We start from the raw sequence: 18043 nt of genomic DNA on the forward strand, positions 1-18043 counted from the left end.
AAGCTGCCGGCGCCAGGTTTATCTTGAATTGGTCTTTGGCCTTTATGCTGCGGCCGTTATTGACTATTAAATGTGTAGTAAGCCAGGTCGGTTCTGGTCTACTGCCGGGCCCCCAGCGCCTGTGCCGCCGCGCGCGAATCCGCCAGTCCCTGCACGTCAGGCACTATCTCTGTCGGCCAGCCTGCCATGTGCTGCTGAGCCACGTTGCTCAACGCGCCGATCCACTCGGGCTGGTCGTTCAGACACGGGATGTAGTGGAACGTCTGGCCGCCGGCCAGCAGGAAGGCCTTGCGCGCCTCCTGATTGATTTCTTCCAGCGTTTCCAGGCAGTCGCTGGTGAAGCCGGGGCAGACCACGTCCACGCGCTTCGTGCCGGCTCGGGCCAGCGCCACCAGCGTCGGTTCGGTGTAGGGCTGCAACCATTTGGCCTTGCCGAAGCGTGACTGGAAGGTGAGCGTGTACTGGTCCGCGCGCAGGCCCAGTCTTTCCGCCAGCAGCCGGCCCGTCTTGCGGCATTCGCAGTGGTACGGGTCGCCCAGCTGCAGCGTGCGCTCGGGCACGCCATGAAAACTCATGACCAGCTGGTCGGGCCGCCCGTGGTCCTGCCAGTGGGCCTTGATGCGCCGCGCCAGCGCGTTGATGTAGCCCGCGTCGTCGTGGTAATGGTTCACAAAGCGCAGCTCGGGAATGGTGCGCGTCTTTTGCGCCCACGCGTACACCGCATCGAACACGCTGGCCGTGGTGGTGCCCGAGTACTGCGGGTAGGCCGGCAGGATCAGCACGCGCGTCACGCCCTCAGCCTTCAGGGCGTCCAGTTCGGACGCAATCGACGGCTGGCCATAACGCATGGCGTAGCGCACCGTGACATGGTGCCCGCGCTCGCCCAGCCAGCCGCGCAGCAGCGTGGCCTGCTTGGCCGTCCAGACCTTCAGGGGCGAGCCCTCGGTGCGCCAGATGCTGGCGTATTTCGCCGCCGATTTTTTGGGCCGGGTGCGCAGGATGATGCCGTGCAGGATCAGCCACCAGATCGGTTTCGGAATTTCCACCACGCGGTGGTCGCTCAAAAACTCGGCCAGATAAACCCGCAGCGCCGCCGGCGTGGGAGCCTCGGGAGTGCCCAGGTTGCACAGCAGCACGGCGGTTCTGGGGGCTTGTCCATGGGTGTGCGCCGGCTCGGGCGCGAACGGGGAGGCGAAGGTCATGCGGTATTCTCCCGCACTATGCTGGACATCCGGAAAATCAAGGCCATCTCGCTCGACCTGGACGACACCCTGTGGCCGGTCTGGCCCACCATCGAGCGGGCCGAAAAAGCGCTGCACGACTGGCTGGGTGAGCACGCGCCGAAGACGGCCGAGCTGTTTGCGAGTCCGCTGGCGCTGCGCGAGATCCGCGAAAGCATGACGGCGCAGCGCCCCGATCTGAAGCATGACCTGAGCGCCTTGCGGCGCGAATCCATCCGGCTCGCCCTGAACAATGCGGGCGATGCTCCGGCGCTGGCCGACGCTGCGTTCGAGGTGTTTTTCGCCGAACGCCAGCGGGTCGATTTCTACGATGACGCGCTCGCGGCGCTGACGTTTCTTGGCGGCCGCTTTCCGCTGGTAGCGCTGTCCAATGGCAACGCCGACGTGCAGCGGGTAGGCATTGGCCACCACTTTCGCGCGACCCTCAGCGCACGCGAGTTTGGCGTGGGCAAGCCCGACCCCCGCATCTTCCACGCGGCCGCCCGCGCTGTTCAGGTGCGGCCTGAAGACGTGCTGCACATAGGCGACGACGCGACGCTCGATGCGCTGGGCGCGATCAACGCGGGCCTGCAGGCAGTCTGGATCAACCGGGCAGGCCACGCATGGCCGCACGACGGAGAGCCGCCGTTGACACTGGCCAGCTTGAGCCCGCTGTGTGCGCTGGTCTGCGCGCAGGTCAAGCCAGGACCTTAGCCCGGCATGGCGTCGCTGCGGCACAGACGTTGCGCTGTGGCTATGCCGCTGACGTGATGGAAGCTGCGCCGCCGCTATGCCGCTGCCCTTACAGAAATTGCGCCGCTGCTACGCCGCTGCGCGTGGCGCCCTCCAGCGTCGCGGGGTAGGGGCCTTCGATGTAGTCGCCGCAGGCCAGCAAGCCCGGCGCGATCTGCGGGGGCGGGCGCCGCAGGCCCGGCGTGCAGGCGAAGGTCGCGCGCTTTTCAACGATGGTCCGGATCGGCGCTACCCGCAGGCCGAGCTGGCTGCGGGCCTGCGCCACCACCTGGGCCTGCAGGTCGTCGCGGTTGCCGTTGCTGGTGCTGACCACAAAGGCCAGCAGGTTCGCGGGGCCGCCGAGCTGGCCGCGGTCGAACACGAACTGCGCAGGGGCGGCGCGCGCCGGATCCAGGCTGCTGCGCAGCGCCAGCATGGGGCAGTGCAGCAAGCCGGCCGATGAACTTGCGCTGGTGGTCGCCAGCGCATACACGGTGGTGATCGCTTCAAAGCGCAGGGCGCGCGCGACGCCAGCCCAGCGCCGGAACTGAGCTGCTATGGTTTCAGGAGCTACTACCGAAGACGCAGCAAGGACTGCAGCCGCATCGGATGCCGAAGTCGCGAGAATCACGCGGTCGAACGCTTCTTCATTGACGTGCCACCGGGCGAGGGCCGACGGCTCGGCTGGGGCCAGGTTGCAGCGCAGCGTCTGCACGCGCTGGCCCATGCGGACCTCGCCGCCTCGCGCCTGTAGCCAGCGCGCCGCCGCATCGGGAAACAGCGCTGCCAGATCCACCCGGGGCAGCAGCAGGTTGGAGCCGCCGCGGCCCGCGAACAGGCTGTCCCGGATCACGCGCAAAAATACCTGGCCGCTGGCTTGCTCTGCCGGTGTATTGAGGGCCGCCACGCACAGCGGCTCGATGAATTCGCGCTGCAGCCGCGGGGTCAGCGCCGCGCACAACTGGGCCACGCTGGCGCCCGGCGCGCACCGGAAGCCGCCAAGCCGCCAGCCGATGGCGCTGCGCAGCAGCGCCAGCTTGTCGCGCCAGCCCCAGCCGCGCGTCGACACTATGCCGGCCAGCGCATCCCACGGCGCCGGCCCGTGGCGCAGCGCCAGGCCACTGCCGTCGGGAAAGCGCAAAGCCAGTGGCAGCCGCGCGAGCGCCACGTCGGGGTCCACGCCGACCAGTTGCATCAGGCGCAGGGTCTCGCTGTAGGCGCCGATCAGGATGTGCTGGCCGTTGTCGAGCGTCACGGGAGTTCCATCCGGCAACGTGCCGTTCAGGCCTCTGGCTCGCCCCCCCAGTACACGTGATGCTTCGAAAACGATAGCGTGGTGGCCGCCGCGCGTGGCCGTCACCGCCGCTGCCATGCCGGCCCAGCCGCCGCCGATGATGGCGACTTTCATGGCAGCGCTGCACACGCAGTGGCAAGCGTGGGGACCATCCGGCCGGCGCCGGGCCGCCCCAAGGCGGCCGACGGCCCCCTCGGGGGGCAGCGAGGACACGAAGTGCCGAGCGTGGGGGCCATTTCTTAGACGTGTCCCAGCGCCTGCACCTTCCACGCCAGCCAGAGCTTGCGCACCGGCGTGAGGCTGATGCGCTGGTGCAGCACCGGAAAATTGTCGCGCTCGATTTCGCGCAGCAGCGTCTGGTAGATGCTGGCCATCATCAGGCCCGGCTTCTGGGCGCGGCGGTCGGCGGCCGGCAGCAGGGCAAAGGCTTCGTCGTACAGCGCGTGCGCGCGTTGCGTCTGGAACCGCATGAGTGCTGCGAAGCGCGCCGTGAACTCGTCCGTGCCGTTGCCCGCCAGCGGTTTGGGGCGCTTGAGGATTTCGTGCGCCTTCACATCGAACTGCTGCAATTCGCTCACCGGCAGGTAGATGCGTCCGCGCATCGCGTCCTCACCGACGTCGCGAATGATGTTCGTGAGCTGGAACGCCAGCCCCAGCTTGTGCGCGTAGGCGGTGGTTTGCGCCTGTGTCTGGCCAAAGATGCGTGCCGACACCTCGCCCACGATGCCCGCGACCAGATGGCAATAGCTTTGCAGGCCAGCGAAGTCGAGGTAGCGCGTTTGCTCCAGGTCCATCTGGCAGCCCTCGATGATGGCTTGCAGATGGCGCTGTTCAATCTGGTAGTCGGCCACGACCGGCATCAGGGCCTGCATGACCGGGTGCGTCGGCTGCCCCGCGAACGACTGGGCGACCTCGGATTGCCACCAGGCCAGCTTGGTGCGAGCCACGCCGGGGTCCACCATGTCGTCGACCACATCGTCGACCTCGCGGCAGAACGCATAAAACGCCGTGATGGCGCCGCGGCGCGGCTTGGGCAGGAAAAGAAAGGCGTAATAGAAGCTGCTGCCGGACGCGGCGGCTTTTTGCTGGACGTACTGCTCAGGAGTCATGGCGTGATTGTTACATCCACAGACTGCGCCACAGCATCACGGGCACGTCCCACGCGGTGAGCTTGGGGCGCACGCTCAGGGTGGCGAAGCCCATCGCCTCGATCTTGTCCAGGATGCGCAGGCCGCCTTGCACCACCAGGCGCAGCTCCCACCCCGCGCGGCCCGGCACCTGGTGCACCAATGCAGAGCCTTTTAGCATGGTAGCCCTTGCCATTTCTACATGAGTAGCTATCAGGTCTGTAGCATTCTGGGTGTGACGCAGGGCCAGCAGATCCTCGTGCGTGACGCCGTGCGCGTCGCAGTCGCGCGCCGGCAGGTAGAAGCGGTCGCGCGCGATGTCCAGCCCCAGGTCCTGCCAGAAGTTGATGAGCTGCAGCGCCGTGCAAATGCAGTCACTGCGCGCCAGCGCGTTTGCGTCGTGCACGCCGTATAGATGCAGCAGCAGCCGCCCCACGGGATTGGCCGAGCGGCGGCAGTAGTCGAACAGCTCGTCGCGGTCGACGTAGCCGGCCCGGTCGCGGGTCTTGGCCACGTCCTGCTCGAAGGCGCTCAGCAGGTCGGCGAGCAGGGGCACGGGCAGCTTGAAGTTCTGGATGGCCGCGCCCAGCGGCCCGAAGACCCGGGGCCAGCGCGGGGAGGGCGCCTCGCCACCGGCGACGGCGGCCAGGTCTGCCCGGTACTGCGCCAGGTCGTCCAGCCGCTGCTGCGCCGGCGCATCGCCTTCGTCGGCCATGTCGTCGGCCGTGCGGGCGAACCAGTAGATCGCCGCGATGGCGGGGCGCAGACGGGGCGGGCACAGCCACGAGGCGACGGGGAAGTTTTCGTAGTGCGTCAGGGGCGGGGAGGAGGCAGCGGCGGGGTGATTCACGCCAGGGATTGTCGCTGACTGCCTGTTTGCGGGTCAGGCAGACACCGGTTCCAGTCTAAAATACAAGGTTGACCGATTTCACGCGGGCGGTCGCGCGACTGGCGAGGCATCTGTCGGCGCGCGGCCCGTCCGTTTTATTTTTGGGACTGCGCGGGTGGCGAAATTGGTAGACGCACCAGGTTTAGGTCCTGACGCCAGCAATGGTGTGGGGGTTCGAGTCCCCCCCGCGCACCAGACAGTCCGAGATTTTGATATTTGGAGAACCCTATGTCCGTTACCGTTGAAACCCTTGAAAAGCTGGAACGCAAAATCACGCTCACGCTGCCCGTTGGCGTGATCCAGTCCGAAGTCGATGCGCGCCTCAAGCGCATGGCCCGTACCGTGAAGATGGACGGCTTTCGTCCCGGCAAGGTGCCGATGACCGTGGTGGCACAGCGCTATGGTTACTCGGTGCATTACGAGGTGATGAACGACAAGGTCGGCGAGGCCTTTGCCAATGCCGCCAACGAAGCCAAGCTGCGCGTGGCCGGTCAGCCCCGCATCAGCGAAAAAGAAGGCGCACCCGAAGGCGAGCTGACGTTTGACGCCATCTTCGAAGTCTTTCCCGATGTCAAGATCGCCGACCTGACCACGGCCGAGATCGACAAGCTCACCGCCGAGGTCAATGACGCTGCCATCGACAAGACGCTGGACATCCTGCGCAAGCAGCGCCGTACCTTTGCGCAGCGCGCACAGGATGCGGCGGCGCAGGACGGCGACCGCGTCACGGTCGATTTCGAAGGCAAGATCGACGGTGAAACCTTCCAGGGCGGCAAGGCCGAGGACTTCCAGTTCCTGGTCGGTGACGGCCAGATGCTCAAGGAATTCGAGGATGCCGTGCGCGGCATGAAGGCCGGGGAGAGCAAGACCTTCCCGCTGGCGTTCCCGGCGGATTACCAGGGCAAGGAAGTGGCCGGCAAGGCAGCGGACTTCATGGTCACGGTCAAGAAAATCGAAGCGGCCCATCTGCCCGAAGTGAACGATGCGCTGGCCAAGTCGCTCGGCATTGCCGACGCCACGGTCGAGGGCCTGCGCGCCGACATCCGGAAAAACCTGGAGCGCGAAGTCAAGTTCCGCCTGCAGGCGCGCAACAAGCAGGCCGTGATGGACGCGCTGATCGCCAAGGCCGAACTCGATCTGCCCAATTCCAGCGTGCAGGCCGAGGTGGACCGCATGGTGGAAGGCGCGCGCGCCGACCTCAAGCAGCGCGGCATCAAGGATGCCGACAAGGCGCCGATCCCCGACGACGTGTTTCGCCCGCAAGCCGAGCGCCGCGTGCGCCTGGGGCTGGTGGTGGCCGAACTGGTGCGCGGCAACGAGCTGCATGCCAAGCCCGAGCAGATCAAGGCGCATATCGAGGAGCTGGCCGCCAGCTACGAAAAGCCGGCCGATGTGGTGCGCTGGTACTACAGCGACAACCGCCGGCTGGCCGAAGTCGAGGCCATCGTGATTGAAAACAACGTGACCGAGTTTGTGCTGGCCAAAGCCAAAGTCAACGAAAAGACGGTTTCGTTTGACGAGCTGATGGGGCAAAACTGATCAACCCTTCGGGTTGGCGGTGAATTTGGGGCTTGCGGCGGACTTGTAGTTTCGCGCGCAAGCCCCATTTCTTTTCGGTACAGTCCCAATATCTCTGGAGAAACCATGATCGTTCGAAGCAATACCTCCTATGGCGCCCCAAGCAGCGCCTCAGAAATCCAGGGCCTTGGCATGGTCCCGATGGTGATCGAGCAGTCCGGCCGCGGCGAGCGATCGTATGACATCTATTCGCGCCTGCTCAAGGAGCGCGTGATTTTTCTGGTCGGGCCCGTGAATGACCAGACCGCCAACCTGGTGGTGGCGCAGCTGCTGTTCCTGGAAAGCGAAAATCCCGACAAGGACATTTCGTTCTACATCAATTCCCCGGGCGGTTCGGTCACGGCCGGCATGGCCATCTACGACACCATGCAGTTCATCAAGCCCGATGTGTCCACGCTGTGCACCGGCATGGCCGCCAGCATGGGCGCGTTCCTGCTCGCGGCCGGCGCCAAAGGCAAGCGCTACACGCTGCCGAACTCGCGCGTCATGATCCACCAGCCCTCGGGCGGTGCGCAGGGCCAGGCGACCGACATCGAGATTCATGCCCGTGATATTTTGAAGACGCGCGACCAGCTCAACCGCATCCTGGCCGAGCGCACCGGGCAAACGATCGAGAAAATCGAACGCGATACCGAGCGCGACTACTTCATGTTCGCCGACGAAGCCAAAGAATATGGCGTGGTGGACCAAGTCATTGCCAAACGCCCCTAGGCTGACTAATCTTCAAGTTGCGCAGCTGCAACGGCGTTTTCTGCGACGGAAAACGCCGTTTTTAAATGGTTATCATTGAGAAACCCCGGTAACAAGGCATTCCACACATGGCCGAGAAAAAAGGCTCCTCCAGCGAAAAAACCCTTTATTGTTCCTTTTGCGGCAAAAGCCAGCACGAGGTCAAGAAGCTGATTGCTGGTCCCTCGGTTTTCGTCTGCGACGAATGCATTGACCTGTGCAACGAGATCATTCGCGACGAGCTTCCCCTGGGCACTGATGGGCGCGAGACGCGTGGCGATCTGCCCACGCCGCTGGAAATCAAGACCAATCTCGACAACTACGTGATCGGCCAGGAGCCGGCCAAGCGCACGCTGGCCGTGGCGGTCTACAACCACTACAAGCGGCTGCGCCACAAGGAAAAGGCCAAGAAAGACGATGTCGAGCTGGCCAAGAGCAACATCTTGCTGATTGGCCCTACGGGCTCCGGCAAGACACTGCTCGCGCAAACGCTGGCGCGCATGCTCGATGTGCCGTTCGTCATGGCCGACGCCACCACCCTGACCGAGGCCGGTTATGTGGGTGAGGACGTCGAAAACATCGTGCAGAAGCTGCTGCAAAGCTGCAATTACGACGTGGAGCGGGCGCAGCGCGGCATTGTCTACATCGACGAAATCGACAAGATTTCCCGCAAGTCCGACAACCCGTCGATCACGCGCGACGTGTCGGGCGAAGGCGTGCAGCAAGCCCTGCTCAAGCTGATTGAAGGCACCATGGCCAGCGTGCCGCCGCAGGGCGGGCGCAAGCATCCGAACCAGGATTTCCTGCAGGTCGACACGACCAACATCCTGTTCATTTGTGGTGGTGCTTTCTCGGGTCTGGAAAAAGTCATTGAAAACCGTACCGAGTCTTCCGGCATCGGTTTTGGCGCCTCGGTCAAGAGCAAGCAGCAGCGCGCCCTCACGGAAGTGTTCAAGGAAGTCGAGCCCGAGGACCTGATCAAGTTCGGGCTGATTCCCGAGCTGGTAGGCCGCATGCCGGTGGTGGCCACGCTGGCCGAACTCAGCGAAGATGCCTTGGTGCAAATCCTGACCGAGCCGAAGAACGCCCTGGTCAAGCAATACAGCAAACTGCTGGCCATGGAAGGCGTCGACCTGGAGATTCGCCCCTCGGCGCTGAAGGCCATCGCCAAGAAGGCGCTGGCGCGTAAAACCGGCGCGCGCGGCCTGCGCTCCATTCTTGAACAATCGCTGATCGACACCATGTTCGATTTGCCGAACACGTCAAATGTGGACAAGGTGGTGGTCGATGAGTCAACGATCGATGAAAACAAGCCCCCGCTGCTTGTGTACCGCGAGTCGGCGAAGAAAGCCTAGCGCGAGGCTCGTGTTTTGCTTCCCCATTCCGAGTTGAAATACCGATGGGTTGAAATTTAGCGCATGCGAGCCATATTCAACGGGTAAATCAAAGGTTCCTTATGTCTGGCCAAACGCTCCTGTCTTCATCCCCCATCGATCTGCCGCTGCTGCCATTGCGCGACGTGGTGGTTTTCCCCCACATGGTGATCCCGCTTTTTGTGGGACGCCCCAAGAGCATCAAGGCGCTCGAGCTGGCCATGGAGTCGGAGCGCCGCATCATGCTGGTGGCGCAAAAGACCGCCGCCAAGGACGAGCCGTCCGTGTCGGACATGTTCGAGGTGGGCTGTGTCTCCACCATCCTGCAAATGCTCAAGTTGCCGGACGGTACCGTGAAGGTGCTGGTGGAAGGTCAGCAGCGCGCCAGGGTCAACAAGATCGACGACGGCGAGTCGCACTTCACGGCCAACGTCTCGCCGGTCGAATCGACTCCGGGGGATCAAAAGTCCACCGAAATCGAGGCGCTGCGCCGCGCCGTGATGCAGCAGTTCGACCAGTACGTCAAACTCAACAAGAAGATCCCACCCGAGATCCTGACCTCGATCTCCAGCATTGATGATGCCGGCCGTCTGGCCGATACCATCGCCGCGCACCTGCCGCTCAAGCTCGACAACAAGCAGGTCGTTCTGGATTTGGCTGACGTCAAGCTGCGCCTGGAGAATTTGTATGAGCAGCTCGAGCGCGAGGTCGACATCCTCAATGTGGACAAAAAAATCCGCGGCCGCGTGAAGCGCCAGATGGAGAAGAACCAGCGCGACTTCTACCTGAACGAGCAGGTCAAGGCGATCCAGAAAGAGCTGGGGGAAGGCGAGGATGGCGCCGACCTCGAAGAGGTTGAAAAGAAGATCAAGCTCGCCAAGATGCCCAAGGAAGCCTTGAAGAAGGCGGAGGGCGAACTCAAGAAGCTTAAGCTGATGTCGCCGATGTCGGCCGAGGCGACGGTGGTGCGCAACTACATTGATGTGCTGATCGGCCTGCCGTGGAGCAAGAAGACCAAGATCAAGCATGACCTGGGCAATGCCGAGAAGGTGCTGAACGAAGACCATTACGGTCTCGACAAGGTGAAAGACCGCATCCTCGAATACCTCGCGGTGCAGCAGCGCGTGGACAAGGTCAAGGCGCCGATTCTGTGCCTGGTCGGGCCGCCGGGCGTGGGAAAAACCTCGCTGGGCCAGTCCATCGCCAAGGCAACGGGGCGCAAGTACGTGCGCGTGGCGTTGGGCGGCATGCGCGACGAAGCAGAAATCCGCGGCCATCGCCGCACTTACATTGGCGCGATGCCGGGCAAGGTGCTGCAGAGCCTGTCCAAGGTGGGAACGCGCAATCCGCTGTTTCTGCTCGACGAGATCGACAAGCTGGGCACCGACTTCCGCGGCGATCCATCGAGCGCGCTGCTGGAGGTGCTGGATCCAGAGCAGAACCACACCTTTGGCGATCACTACGTCGAGGTGGATTTTGATTTGAGCGACGTGATGTTTGTCGCCACCTCGAATTCGATGAATATTCCGCCGGCGTTGCTGGACCGCATGGAAGTCATTCGCCTCGCGGGCTACACCGAGGATGAAAAGATCAACATTGCGACCAGGTACCTGCTGCCCAAGCAACTCAAGAACAACGGCGTCAAGGAAGAGGAGTTGCTGGTGTCCGAGGATGCGGTGCGGGACATCGTGCGCTACTACACGCGCGAGGCGGGAGTGCGCTCGCTGGAGCGCGATCTGTCCAAGATCTGCCGCAAGGTGGTCAAGGCGTTGCTGCTCAAGAAAATGACGCCGCAGGTCAAAGTGACCAGCGAAAACCTCAACGAGTTTCTCGGGGTTCGCAAGTTCAACTACGGCCACGCGGAAAACCAGAACCAGGTCGGCCAGGTCGTGGGGCTGGCGTGGACGGAGGTGGGCGGCGATCTGCTCACCATCGAAGCCACCAGCATGCCGGGCAAGGGCGTCATCACCCGCACCGGTTCGCTGGGCGATGTGATGAAGGAATCGGTGGAAGCGGCCCGCACCGTGGTGCGCAGCCGCGCACGCCGCCTCGGTATCAAGGATGAAGCGTTCGAGAAGAAGGATATCCATATTCACGTGCCCGACGGCGCTACCCCCAAGGATGGTCCGAGCGCGGGCGCGGCCATGACGACGGCTTTCGTGTCGGCACTCACGGGTATTCCCGTGCGTGGCGATGTGGCCATGACGGGCGAGATCACCCTGCGCGGCGAAGTGACCGCCATTGGCGGGCTCAAGGAAAAACTCCTCGCGGCACTGCGCGGCGGCATCCGGACCGTGATGATTCCCGAAGAAAACGCCAAGGACTTGCAGGATATCCCCGAGAACGTCAAGAACGGCCTTGAGATTGTCCCGGTCAAGTGGATCGATCAGGTGTTGAAGATCGCACTCGAGCGCATGCCCACGCCGCTGGCTGACGACGAACCGGCCGCCGCCGTGGTGCCGGCACCGGCGGCGGCGGACGGCGTCGCACCCACGACCGCGACCGCGATCAAACATTGACGCGGGATGGCGGAAGGCTGCAGAATTAAGCTATAATTTGAGGCTTGAAATGCGGGAGTAGCTCAGTTGGTAGAGCGCAACCTTGCCAAGGTTGAGGTCGAGAGTTCGAGACTCTTCTCCCGCTCCAGATTAAAAAAAGGGAAGCCAAAAGCTTCCCTTTTTTGTCGCGGGACATGCAAATTTCTGGCGCGGTAACAAAGCGGTTATGTACCGGATTGCAAATCCGTCTAGCCCGGTTCGACTCCGGGCCGCGCCTCCAGATTCAGCCCTGTCAACTGCACTGTTGCCGGGGCTGTTTTGTTTCACAATACAGTGTCGGCCCGGGTGGTGAAATTGGTAGACACAGCGGACTTAAAATCCGCCGCTTTCCTGAATAAGGGGCGTGCCGGTTCGATCCCGGCCCCGGGCACCATTAACATCTGACTATGTCACGCTACAACACTCCTTTTGAAATCCATGTTCATGGCGAGGTGTCGCTGCGTCCTGATGTGACGTTCGCGCAGCTTCAGGATGCGCTCGCGCCCATGTGGAAATACGCCGGCGCGCGCTCGCTGGCCGATGGCGCTGCCAGTGCCTACGAGGAGGAGCCGGGCATCAAGTTCGATACACAGGAGCATCTGTTGCAGTTGTGCTGGACGGTGCGTGGCGACGAGGACTTCCGCGAGGCGCTCGACGAGATGGGCATGAGCCTGAACGAGCTGGCGGCACAGGGCGCCGCTATCGAGGTGACTTTTTATGACACCGATTTTGACGAGGAAGATGAGGACGAAGAAGCCCCCGAAGAGTCGCGCGACGACTTCATCATGTTCTTTGTCGGGCCCAATCCTGCGGCCATTTTGCAGGTCCAGCGCGACCTGTTGGTGCAGGACGTGGTGAGCACGATGGAGCGCCATTTCGATGGCGCCGAACTTGTGGGCGTGGTGGCCGAGATCGACAAGCTCTTTGCCCAGCGCTTCGATGCGCTCGTCAACTCGCTTGACATTGGCAAATTACCACGCGGCGGCGGGCACAGCGGCTTCGGTCACGGTGGTGGCCGCAAGCCGCGGCACCTGCACTGATTTGAAACACCCCCGAAGCGCCTGCGGCGCCTCCCCCCTCAAGGGGGCGATACCAGCGGCCCGGCTAAGCCGGTTCCGCGGTATCCCTGGTATCTGGCTGCGCCGGTTTCATGCGATGCGAGTGGTACACAGAATTTAGCCGCACTGGCCCACGAAGCCGCAGGCCGTGCAAAAGTCGCAGCCATCTTTCTGAATCATGGTGTGGTTGCTGCACTCCGGGCACAACCTGCCGGCCAGCACGACGGGCGCGTCGCGATCCTGCGGCGAATCGAGCACGCCCATGTCACGCAGCGGAAATCCTTCTTCGTTCAACACACCCAGCATGGCATAGCGGTGAATGATGAGCCGCGCCAGATAGGCCACGGTGGACGGCCAGGTCTGCTGACGCCGCTCGCCGTGTGGCAGGCCGGGCACAAAGGCCATGAAGTTGCCGAGCGGCTCGGCGTAGTTGAGCAGCTTGCGCAGCTTCATGCCGATCCAGGCCGGATCGATCACCCGCATGTCCAGCGACAGCAGGCGCGCCAGGCCGTCCAGCGCGCGCGGGTAGTTGCCCGAGAACCCGACCGCGCAGGGCCGGGTGACCGTGCTGCCGTCGGGGCCTGGCAGCGTGACTTCCTTGAGTGTGAGCGTGAAGGCTTCGCCAGTGGCGGGGTTGTCCACATCCACGGCCCAGGCCAGTGTTCCCGAAGGACCCGTGTGCGGCTCGTCGCGGCTGAACATGGCATCGAGCACCGGTGTGGGACCGCCGCGACCCAGCAGGGGCAGCGCCTTGAGCTGCTCGCAGCGCCAGCGGATGACCGCCGCCGTGGCGGCGACCACGCCCGGGAACAGGCGCTTTTCGCCATGCGGCGGGAACGGCATCTCGAAAGAGCGTTCTTCCGCCACGGTGGCCAGCGCATCGAGCTTGAGTTGCAGCCAGGCCGGGTCGTTGGCGCGCAAGTCCATGGACAGGGTTTTGGCCAGCGCGCCCAGACCGCGCGGCTGTTCGGCGCCGTTGACCCAGACCTCGAAGGGTTGCGGGGTGCCCCCGTCCTCGGGCGCGAGTTCTCCCACGAACAGCGCGAAATCCCCGAACGGGTGATGCACCATGAAGGTCCAAGCCATGTTGCCGGGGGGCACTTCGGGGCGGCCCGGCCAGCGCAGCGAGGATAGTACCGGGGCCGGCAAGCGCTCCAGTGCCAGGCGCCGGTTCGCGCCATCGATTTGCAGCGGCGCGGCCGGTGGGGACGAGCTGGTGCTGAGCACGGCGCCCAGCACGCTGTTGGGGCGGTAGGTTGCGAGGCCCTTGAGCCCCGACTGCCAGGCCTGCATATACAGGTTCTGGAAGTCCGCATACGGGTAGTCCGCCGGCACATTCACGGTCTTGGAAATGGACGTGTCGATGAAGGGGGCGACTACTGCCACCATGGCCTCGTGCGCCTGCGCGCTCAGCTCCAGCGCGGTCACGAAGGCCGGCGTCAAAGGCGCGTCCTCTCCCTTCAGGTGCCGGTACAGGCGCCACGCGTGGTCTTCCACTGAATATTCCTTGATGCTGCCATCCGCCATGCGCTTTTTGCGCGTGTAGCTCCAGCTGAAGGCGGGCTCGATGCCGTTGCTGGCGTTGTCGGCAAATGCCAGGCTGATGGTGCCGGTGGGGGCGATCGACAGCAGGTGCGAGTTGCGCAATCCGTGTGCGCGGATGCGGTCCTTCAGGGCCTGCGGCAGGCGCGAGGCAAAGGTGCTGGCGTTGAGGTACAGGTCCGCATTGAACAGCGGGAAGGCGCCTCGCTCGCGTGCCAGCTCGATGGAGGCGTCGTACGCGGCGTCGCGCATGACCTCCGAGATGTGCTGTGCCATGGCCCGCGCCTCCTCCGTGTCATAACGCAGGCCCAGCATGATCAGCGCATCGCCCAGACCGGTGAAGCCCAGGCCGACACGGCGCTTGTTGCGCGCCTCCTGCTGCTGCTGCGGCAAGGGCCAGACCGTCACGTCCAGCACGTTGTCGAGCATGCGCACCGCCACGCGCGCCACCCGGGCAAACGCCGGCGCATCGAAGTGCGCGCTGTCCTCGAACGGATCGGCGACAAAACGCGTGAGGTCAATCGAGCCCAGACAGCAGCAGCCGTAGGGCGGCAGGGGTTGCTCGGCGCACGGATTGGTGCTGGCGATGGTTTCGCAGTACGACAGGTTGTTGTCGCGGTTGATCTGGTCGAGGAACAGCACGCCCGGCTCGGCGTGGTCATAGGTGGAACGCATGATCTGGTCCCACAGGTCGCGCGCGCGCAGCTTGCGGTAGACCCACTGCGCGCTGCCGTCCGCCTGGACCTGGCTGTAGGCGCCAGCGGCCTTTTGCGCGGCGCCCGGCTCGGCGCGGTGCACCAGCTCCACCTCGGTGTCGTCCTGTACCGCCTCCATGAAGGCGTCGGTCACGCCCACGGAAATATTGAAGTTCGTCAGGTTGCCGGCGTCCTTGGCATGGATGAATTCCTCGATGTCGGGGTGGTCGCAGCGCAGTACCCCCATTTGCGCCCCGCGCCGGGCGCCGGCCGACTCCACGGTTTCGCAGGAGCGGTCGAACACCCGCATGTAGCTGATCGGCCCGGAGGCGCTGCTTTGCGTGCTGCCGACCCAGGCGCCACGCGGGCGGATGCGGGAAAAATCGTAGCCCACGCCGCCGCCGCGCCGCATGGTTTCCGCGGCCTCCGTCAAGGCCGTGTAGATGCCCGGATAGCCGTCTTCCATCTGCGCAATGGAGTCCCCCACGGGTTGGACAAAGCAGTTGATCAGCGTAGCGGCAAGATCGGTACCCGCTGCCGACTGGATGCGCCCGGCCGGCAGAAAGCCCTGCTGCATGGCTTCCCTGAATTTCGACTCCCAGGAGGCGCGCTGCTCGGGCGCTTCCTTTTGCGCCAGTGCACGGGCAACGCGCAGGTTGACGTCATCTATGGTTCGCTCATCCCCCTTGCTGTATTTCTCCAGCAGGACTTCCTCGCTGATGGGCTGGGCGGCAATCCCATGTTGGGGCGCGCGGTTTTTGCGCAGAGTTTTGTTCATGGATATTTCCCTTGGTCCTTGTGTAGTGCATCGTAGTGCGCGGAATTTCCCGGCGATTTGATCTGGGACAGACGACGGCCATTGATTGGATCATTCCAGGCGGTTTGATTCAACGCAAAACACTACTCTGGGCGCGTGCATCACCGCCCGCCAGGCGCATCGCGCGTTGAATGGCATTTGACCTGCCCCGGACGCGCATGTTTCAATAACATTGAATGCGTTCCGGATCGATTTTTACAATGGGGCCAGCCATGAACCAACGCTCGAAACTTCTCCTTCTGGCCTGCGCTGCCACGTGCCTGCTGGCAGCGTGCGCGCAACCGCGGAGTTCGCCGCAGAGCCTGATGACGTTCTTTGTCACCAGCACCAACCCGGGCAAGGGTGCCGATCTTGGCGGCCTGGCCGGTGCGGACCAGCATTGCCAGGCGTTGGCCAGTGCGGCGGGTGCCGGCAATCACACCTGGCGTGCATACCTGAGCACCAGCGCCATAGCCAGCGCGCCGGCCGTCAACGCCCGTGACCGCATTGGCACCGGGCCGTGGCAAAACGCCAAGGGCGTTGTCATTGCAAGGAATGTCGCAGAACTGCACGGCGACAACAATTTGAACAAGCAGACGGCGCTGACGGAGAAGGGTGAAGTCGTCAACTCGAACGAAGACAAACCCAACATGCACGATATCCTCACCGGCTCTCAGCCCGACGGTACCGCCTTCACAGGCAGCGAAGACAAGACCTGCGGCAACTGGACCAAGAGCGGCGACGGTTCAGCGATCGTGGGGCATCACAACCGCAACGGCACCGGCGCGGCACCGGCTACGTATTCGTGGAATTCGGCGCATGCGACGCGTGGCTGCAGCTTGCCAGCGCTGGCAAGCACCGGCGGCGCCGGGCTGCTGTATTGCTTTGCGACCAATTAGCATCACGACGCCTGGCTGATAGATGCGTCGATCTGGCGGGTGGCGGGCCGGCCCAGTCAGTCCGCCAGCAGTTCCGCCACGCGGCTGCGCAGCGCCGGCAGCACCTCGGTCTCGAACCACGGGTTGCGGCGCAGCCAGAGGTTGTTTCTGGGGCTCGGATGCGGCAGTGGCAGGACCTGCGGCCAATGGTCGCGCCACGACTTCACGGCATCGGTGAGCGACGCATGCTGCGCGCCCAGGTGATACGCGTGCGCGTACTGCCCGATCACCAGCGTCAGTTCCAGGTGGCGCAGGTGGCCGAGCAGCGGGCGGCGCCAGGCCGGCGCGCACTCGGGCCGGGGCGGCAGGTCGCCGGATTTTCCCTTGCCGGGAAAGCACAGGCCCATGGGCACGATGGCGACCTGCTTCGGGTCGTAGAACACTTCGCGCGTGATGCCCATCCACTCGCGCAGACGGTTTCCGCTGGCATCGTCGAATGGGATGCCCGATTCGTGCACCTTGCGGCCCGGCGCCTGGCTGGCAATCAGGATGCGCGCCTGCGGGTGCAGCTGCAGCACGGGCCGCACGCCATGCGGCAGGTACGCGGCGCACAGGGTGCAGGCATGAACCTGCGTGAGCAGGGCCTTATACGTGGTCATGGGAACGACGCACGCGCGGGGGCGCAGCCACGCGAATAGCGGCCGGCGCGGCCGCGGTTTTAAGGGAAATTTGGTTGTAGCCCATACTGTGTATGCGCAGTGCGCTATCAAATAAATAGCAACTCCGCGGTGGCTTGCAGTTGCAGCCAGCGCCGGGCGGCCGCTTGCAGGGCGGCGGGTTTGCCGGTGGTGCGCAGCAGGATGCGGCCGGTGTCCGCCGCGCTCTGGCCTGGCGCGAGCTTGCGCGCGGCCTGCAGCAGGCGCCGCGTCTGGCGCGCGACGGGCTCGCCCGTGGCGACGAAGCGGACCCGCGGGCCGAGCAGCTCGCGCAGGGGCGCCTGCACAAACGGGTAATGGGTGCAACCCAGGACCAGTGTGTCGATTTCTCCGGAATTTACGCCAAATGCACCCATAGCCCTTGTGTGGCGGGCGCAGTGCGCTATCAAGTCCGTAGCGTCCGTGATTTCATCGCCGGCTCCAGCGCTGTGCTCGATGGCGTCCGCCAGGCCGTCGCAGGGTTGGCAAACGAACTCGGCTTGGCCGGCCAACGTGCCCAGCAGCGCGCCGAACTTCGCGCTCGAAAGCGTGCCACGCGTGGCCATCACGCCGATGCGCCGGGTCCGGCTCAGGGCGAGGGCGGGCTTGAGCGCAGGCTCCACGCCGACGATGGGCAGGTCGGGGTGCTCGGCGCGCAGCAGGTGGATGGCCGCCGCGGTCGCGGTGTTGCAGGCGATCACGAGCGCCTCGATGCGGTGCGCGGCGCGCAGGTGCTGCGTGAGGGCGCGTGAACGTGCGATCACATGTGCGTCATCACGCTCGCCATATGGCGCGTGGCCGCTGTCCGCGATGTAGACGAAGTCTTGCTGCGGCAGTTCGGCGCGCAGGGCCTGCAGAATGCTCAAACCGCCGATGCCGCTGTCGAAAACGCCGATCATG

The 18043-nt window shown here is 64.2% G+C and carries 14 protein-coding genes and 4 tRNA genes; 11 read left to right on the forward strand and 7 right to left on the reverse strand.

What is annotated here, in order from left to right; all coding sequences use genetic code 11:
• Window positions 1–98: 98 nt before the first annotated feature.
• Window positions 99–1202, reverse strand: coding sequence for a ferrochelatase (gene hemH, locus EUB48_RS08300; RefSeq protein ID WP_142818448.1), 1104 nt, complete (start codon window positions 1200–1202; stop codon window positions 99–101).
• Between the two features lie 18 nt (window positions 1203–1220).
• Here hemH and EUB48_RS08305 point away from each other — a divergent pair, with 18 nt between their 5' ends.
• On the forward strand, window positions 1221–1934 hold the full coding sequence (locus tag EUB48_RS08305; protein ID WP_142818449.1) for an HAD family hydrolase: 714 nt from the start codon (window positions 1221–1223) through the stop codon (window positions 1932–1934).
• An 88-nt stretch (window positions 1935–2022) separates the two neighbouring features.
• Here EUB48_RS08305 and hpnE read toward each other — a convergent pair whose 3' ends face one another.
• The 3 genes from hpnE to hpnC form a co-directional block, all read right to left on the reverse strand.
• A complete protein-coding gene (hpnE, locus tag EUB48_RS08310) occupies window positions 2023–3360 on the reverse strand; it encodes a hydroxysqualene dehydroxylase HpnE (protein ID WP_142818450.1) in 1338 nt (445 codons plus the stop codon).
• A gap of 125 nt (window positions 3361–3485) precedes the next feature.
• A complete protein-coding gene (gene hpnD / locus EUB48_RS08320; RefSeq protein WP_142818451.1) occupies window positions 3486–4355 on the reverse strand; it encodes a presqualene diphosphate synthase HpnD in 870 nt (289 codons plus the stop codon).
• 10 nt (window positions 4356–4365) lie between these two features.
• Window positions 4366–5223, reverse strand: coding sequence for a squalene synthase HpnC (gene hpnC / locus EUB48_RS08325; protein WP_244618370.1), 858 nt, complete (start codon window positions 5221–5223; stop codon window positions 4366–4368).
• Window positions 5224–5371: 148 nt separating this feature from the next.
• On the opposite strand from hpnC, the gene EUB48_RS08330 reads away from it, so the two are divergent.
• From EUB48_RS08330 to EUB48_RS08370, 9 genes are all read left to right on the forward strand, one after another.
• A tRNA-Leu gene (locus EUB48_RS08330) sits at window positions 5372–5457 on the forward strand.
• Between the two features lie 33 nt (window positions 5458–5490).
• Window positions 5491–6801, forward strand: a complete 1311-nt coding sequence (tig, locus tag EUB48_RS08335) for a trigger factor (RefSeq protein WP_142818452.1) — start codon at window positions 5491–5493, stop codon at window positions 6799–6801.
• 105 nt (window positions 6802–6906) lie between these two features.
• On the forward strand, window positions 6907–7551 hold the full coding sequence (gene clpP / locus EUB48_RS08340; RefSeq protein ID WP_142818453.1) for an ATP-dependent Clp endopeptidase proteolytic subunit ClpP: 645 nt from the start codon (window positions 6907–6909) through the stop codon (window positions 7549–7551).
• A 107-nt stretch (window positions 7552–7658) separates the two neighbouring features.
• Window positions 7659–8924 (forward strand): ATP-dependent Clp protease ATP-binding subunit ClpX, encoded by a 1266-nt coding sequence (gene clpX, locus EUB48_RS08345; protein WP_142818454.1) that lies wholly within the window; start codon window positions 7659–7661, stop codon window positions 8922–8924.
• Between the two features lie 101 nt (window positions 8925–9025).
• Window positions 9026–11461 carry an endopeptidase La gene (lon, locus tag EUB48_RS08350; protein ID WP_142818455.1) on the forward strand — a complete coding sequence of 812 codons (2436 nt, stop codon included), beginning with the start codon at window positions 9026–9028 and terminating at the stop codon, window positions 11459–11461.
• 51 nt (window positions 11462–11512) lie between these two features.
• Window positions 11513–11588: transfer RNA gene (locus tag EUB48_RS08355), tRNA-Gly, on the forward strand.
• Between the two features lie 58 nt (window positions 11589–11646).
• Window positions 11647–11720, forward strand: a tRNA-Cys gene (locus tag EUB48_RS08360).
• Between the two features lie 59 nt (window positions 11721–11779).
• Window positions 11780–11873: transfer RNA gene (locus EUB48_RS08365), tRNA-Leu, on the forward strand.
• A 13-nt stretch (window positions 11874–11886) separates the two neighbouring features.
• Window positions 11887–12519: a DUF6806 family protein gene (locus EUB48_RS08370; protein ID WP_142818456.1), complete on the forward strand. Its 633-nt coding sequence runs from the start codon at window positions 11887–11889 to the stop codon at window positions 12517–12519.
• Between the two features lie 135 nt (window positions 12520–12654).
• Here the strand turns inward: EUB48_RS08370 and EUB48_RS08375 are convergent, their stop codons facing one another.
• Window positions 12655–15552 carry an adenosylcobalamin-dependent ribonucleoside-diphosphate reductase gene (locus EUB48_RS08375; RefSeq protein WP_142818457.1) on the reverse strand — a complete coding sequence of 966 codons (2898 nt, stop codon included), beginning with the start codon at window positions 15550–15552 and terminating at the stop codon, window positions 12655–12657.
• A 251-nt stretch (window positions 15553–15803) separates the two neighbouring features.
• On the opposite strand from EUB48_RS08375, the gene EUB48_RS08380 reads away from it, so the two are divergent.
• Entirely contained in the window at window positions 15804–16469 is a 666-nt protein-coding gene (locus EUB48_RS08380; protein WP_142818458.1) for a hypothetical protein, read from the forward strand.
• 56 nt (window positions 16470–16525) lie between these two features.
• Here the strand turns inward: EUB48_RS08380 and EUB48_RS08385 are convergent, their stop codons facing one another.
• Window positions 16526–17107, reverse strand: a complete 582-nt coding sequence (locus EUB48_RS08385) for a uracil-DNA glycosylase family protein (RefSeq protein ID WP_142818459.1) — start codon at window positions 17105–17107, stop codon at window positions 16526–16528.
• A 107-nt stretch (window positions 17108–17214) separates the two neighbouring features.
• Window positions 17215–18042 (reverse strand): glutamate racemase, encoded by an 828-nt coding sequence (gene murI / locus EUB48_RS08390; RefSeq protein ID WP_142818460.1) that lies wholly within the window; start codon window positions 18040–18042, stop codon window positions 17215–17217.
• Window position 18043: the final 1 nt, after the last annotated feature.

Source organism: Rhodoferax sediminis (assembly GCF_006970865.1).
GTDB lineage: Bacteria > Pseudomonadota > Gammaproteobacteria > Burkholderiales > Burkholderiaceae_C > Rhodoferax_A > Rhodoferax_A sediminis.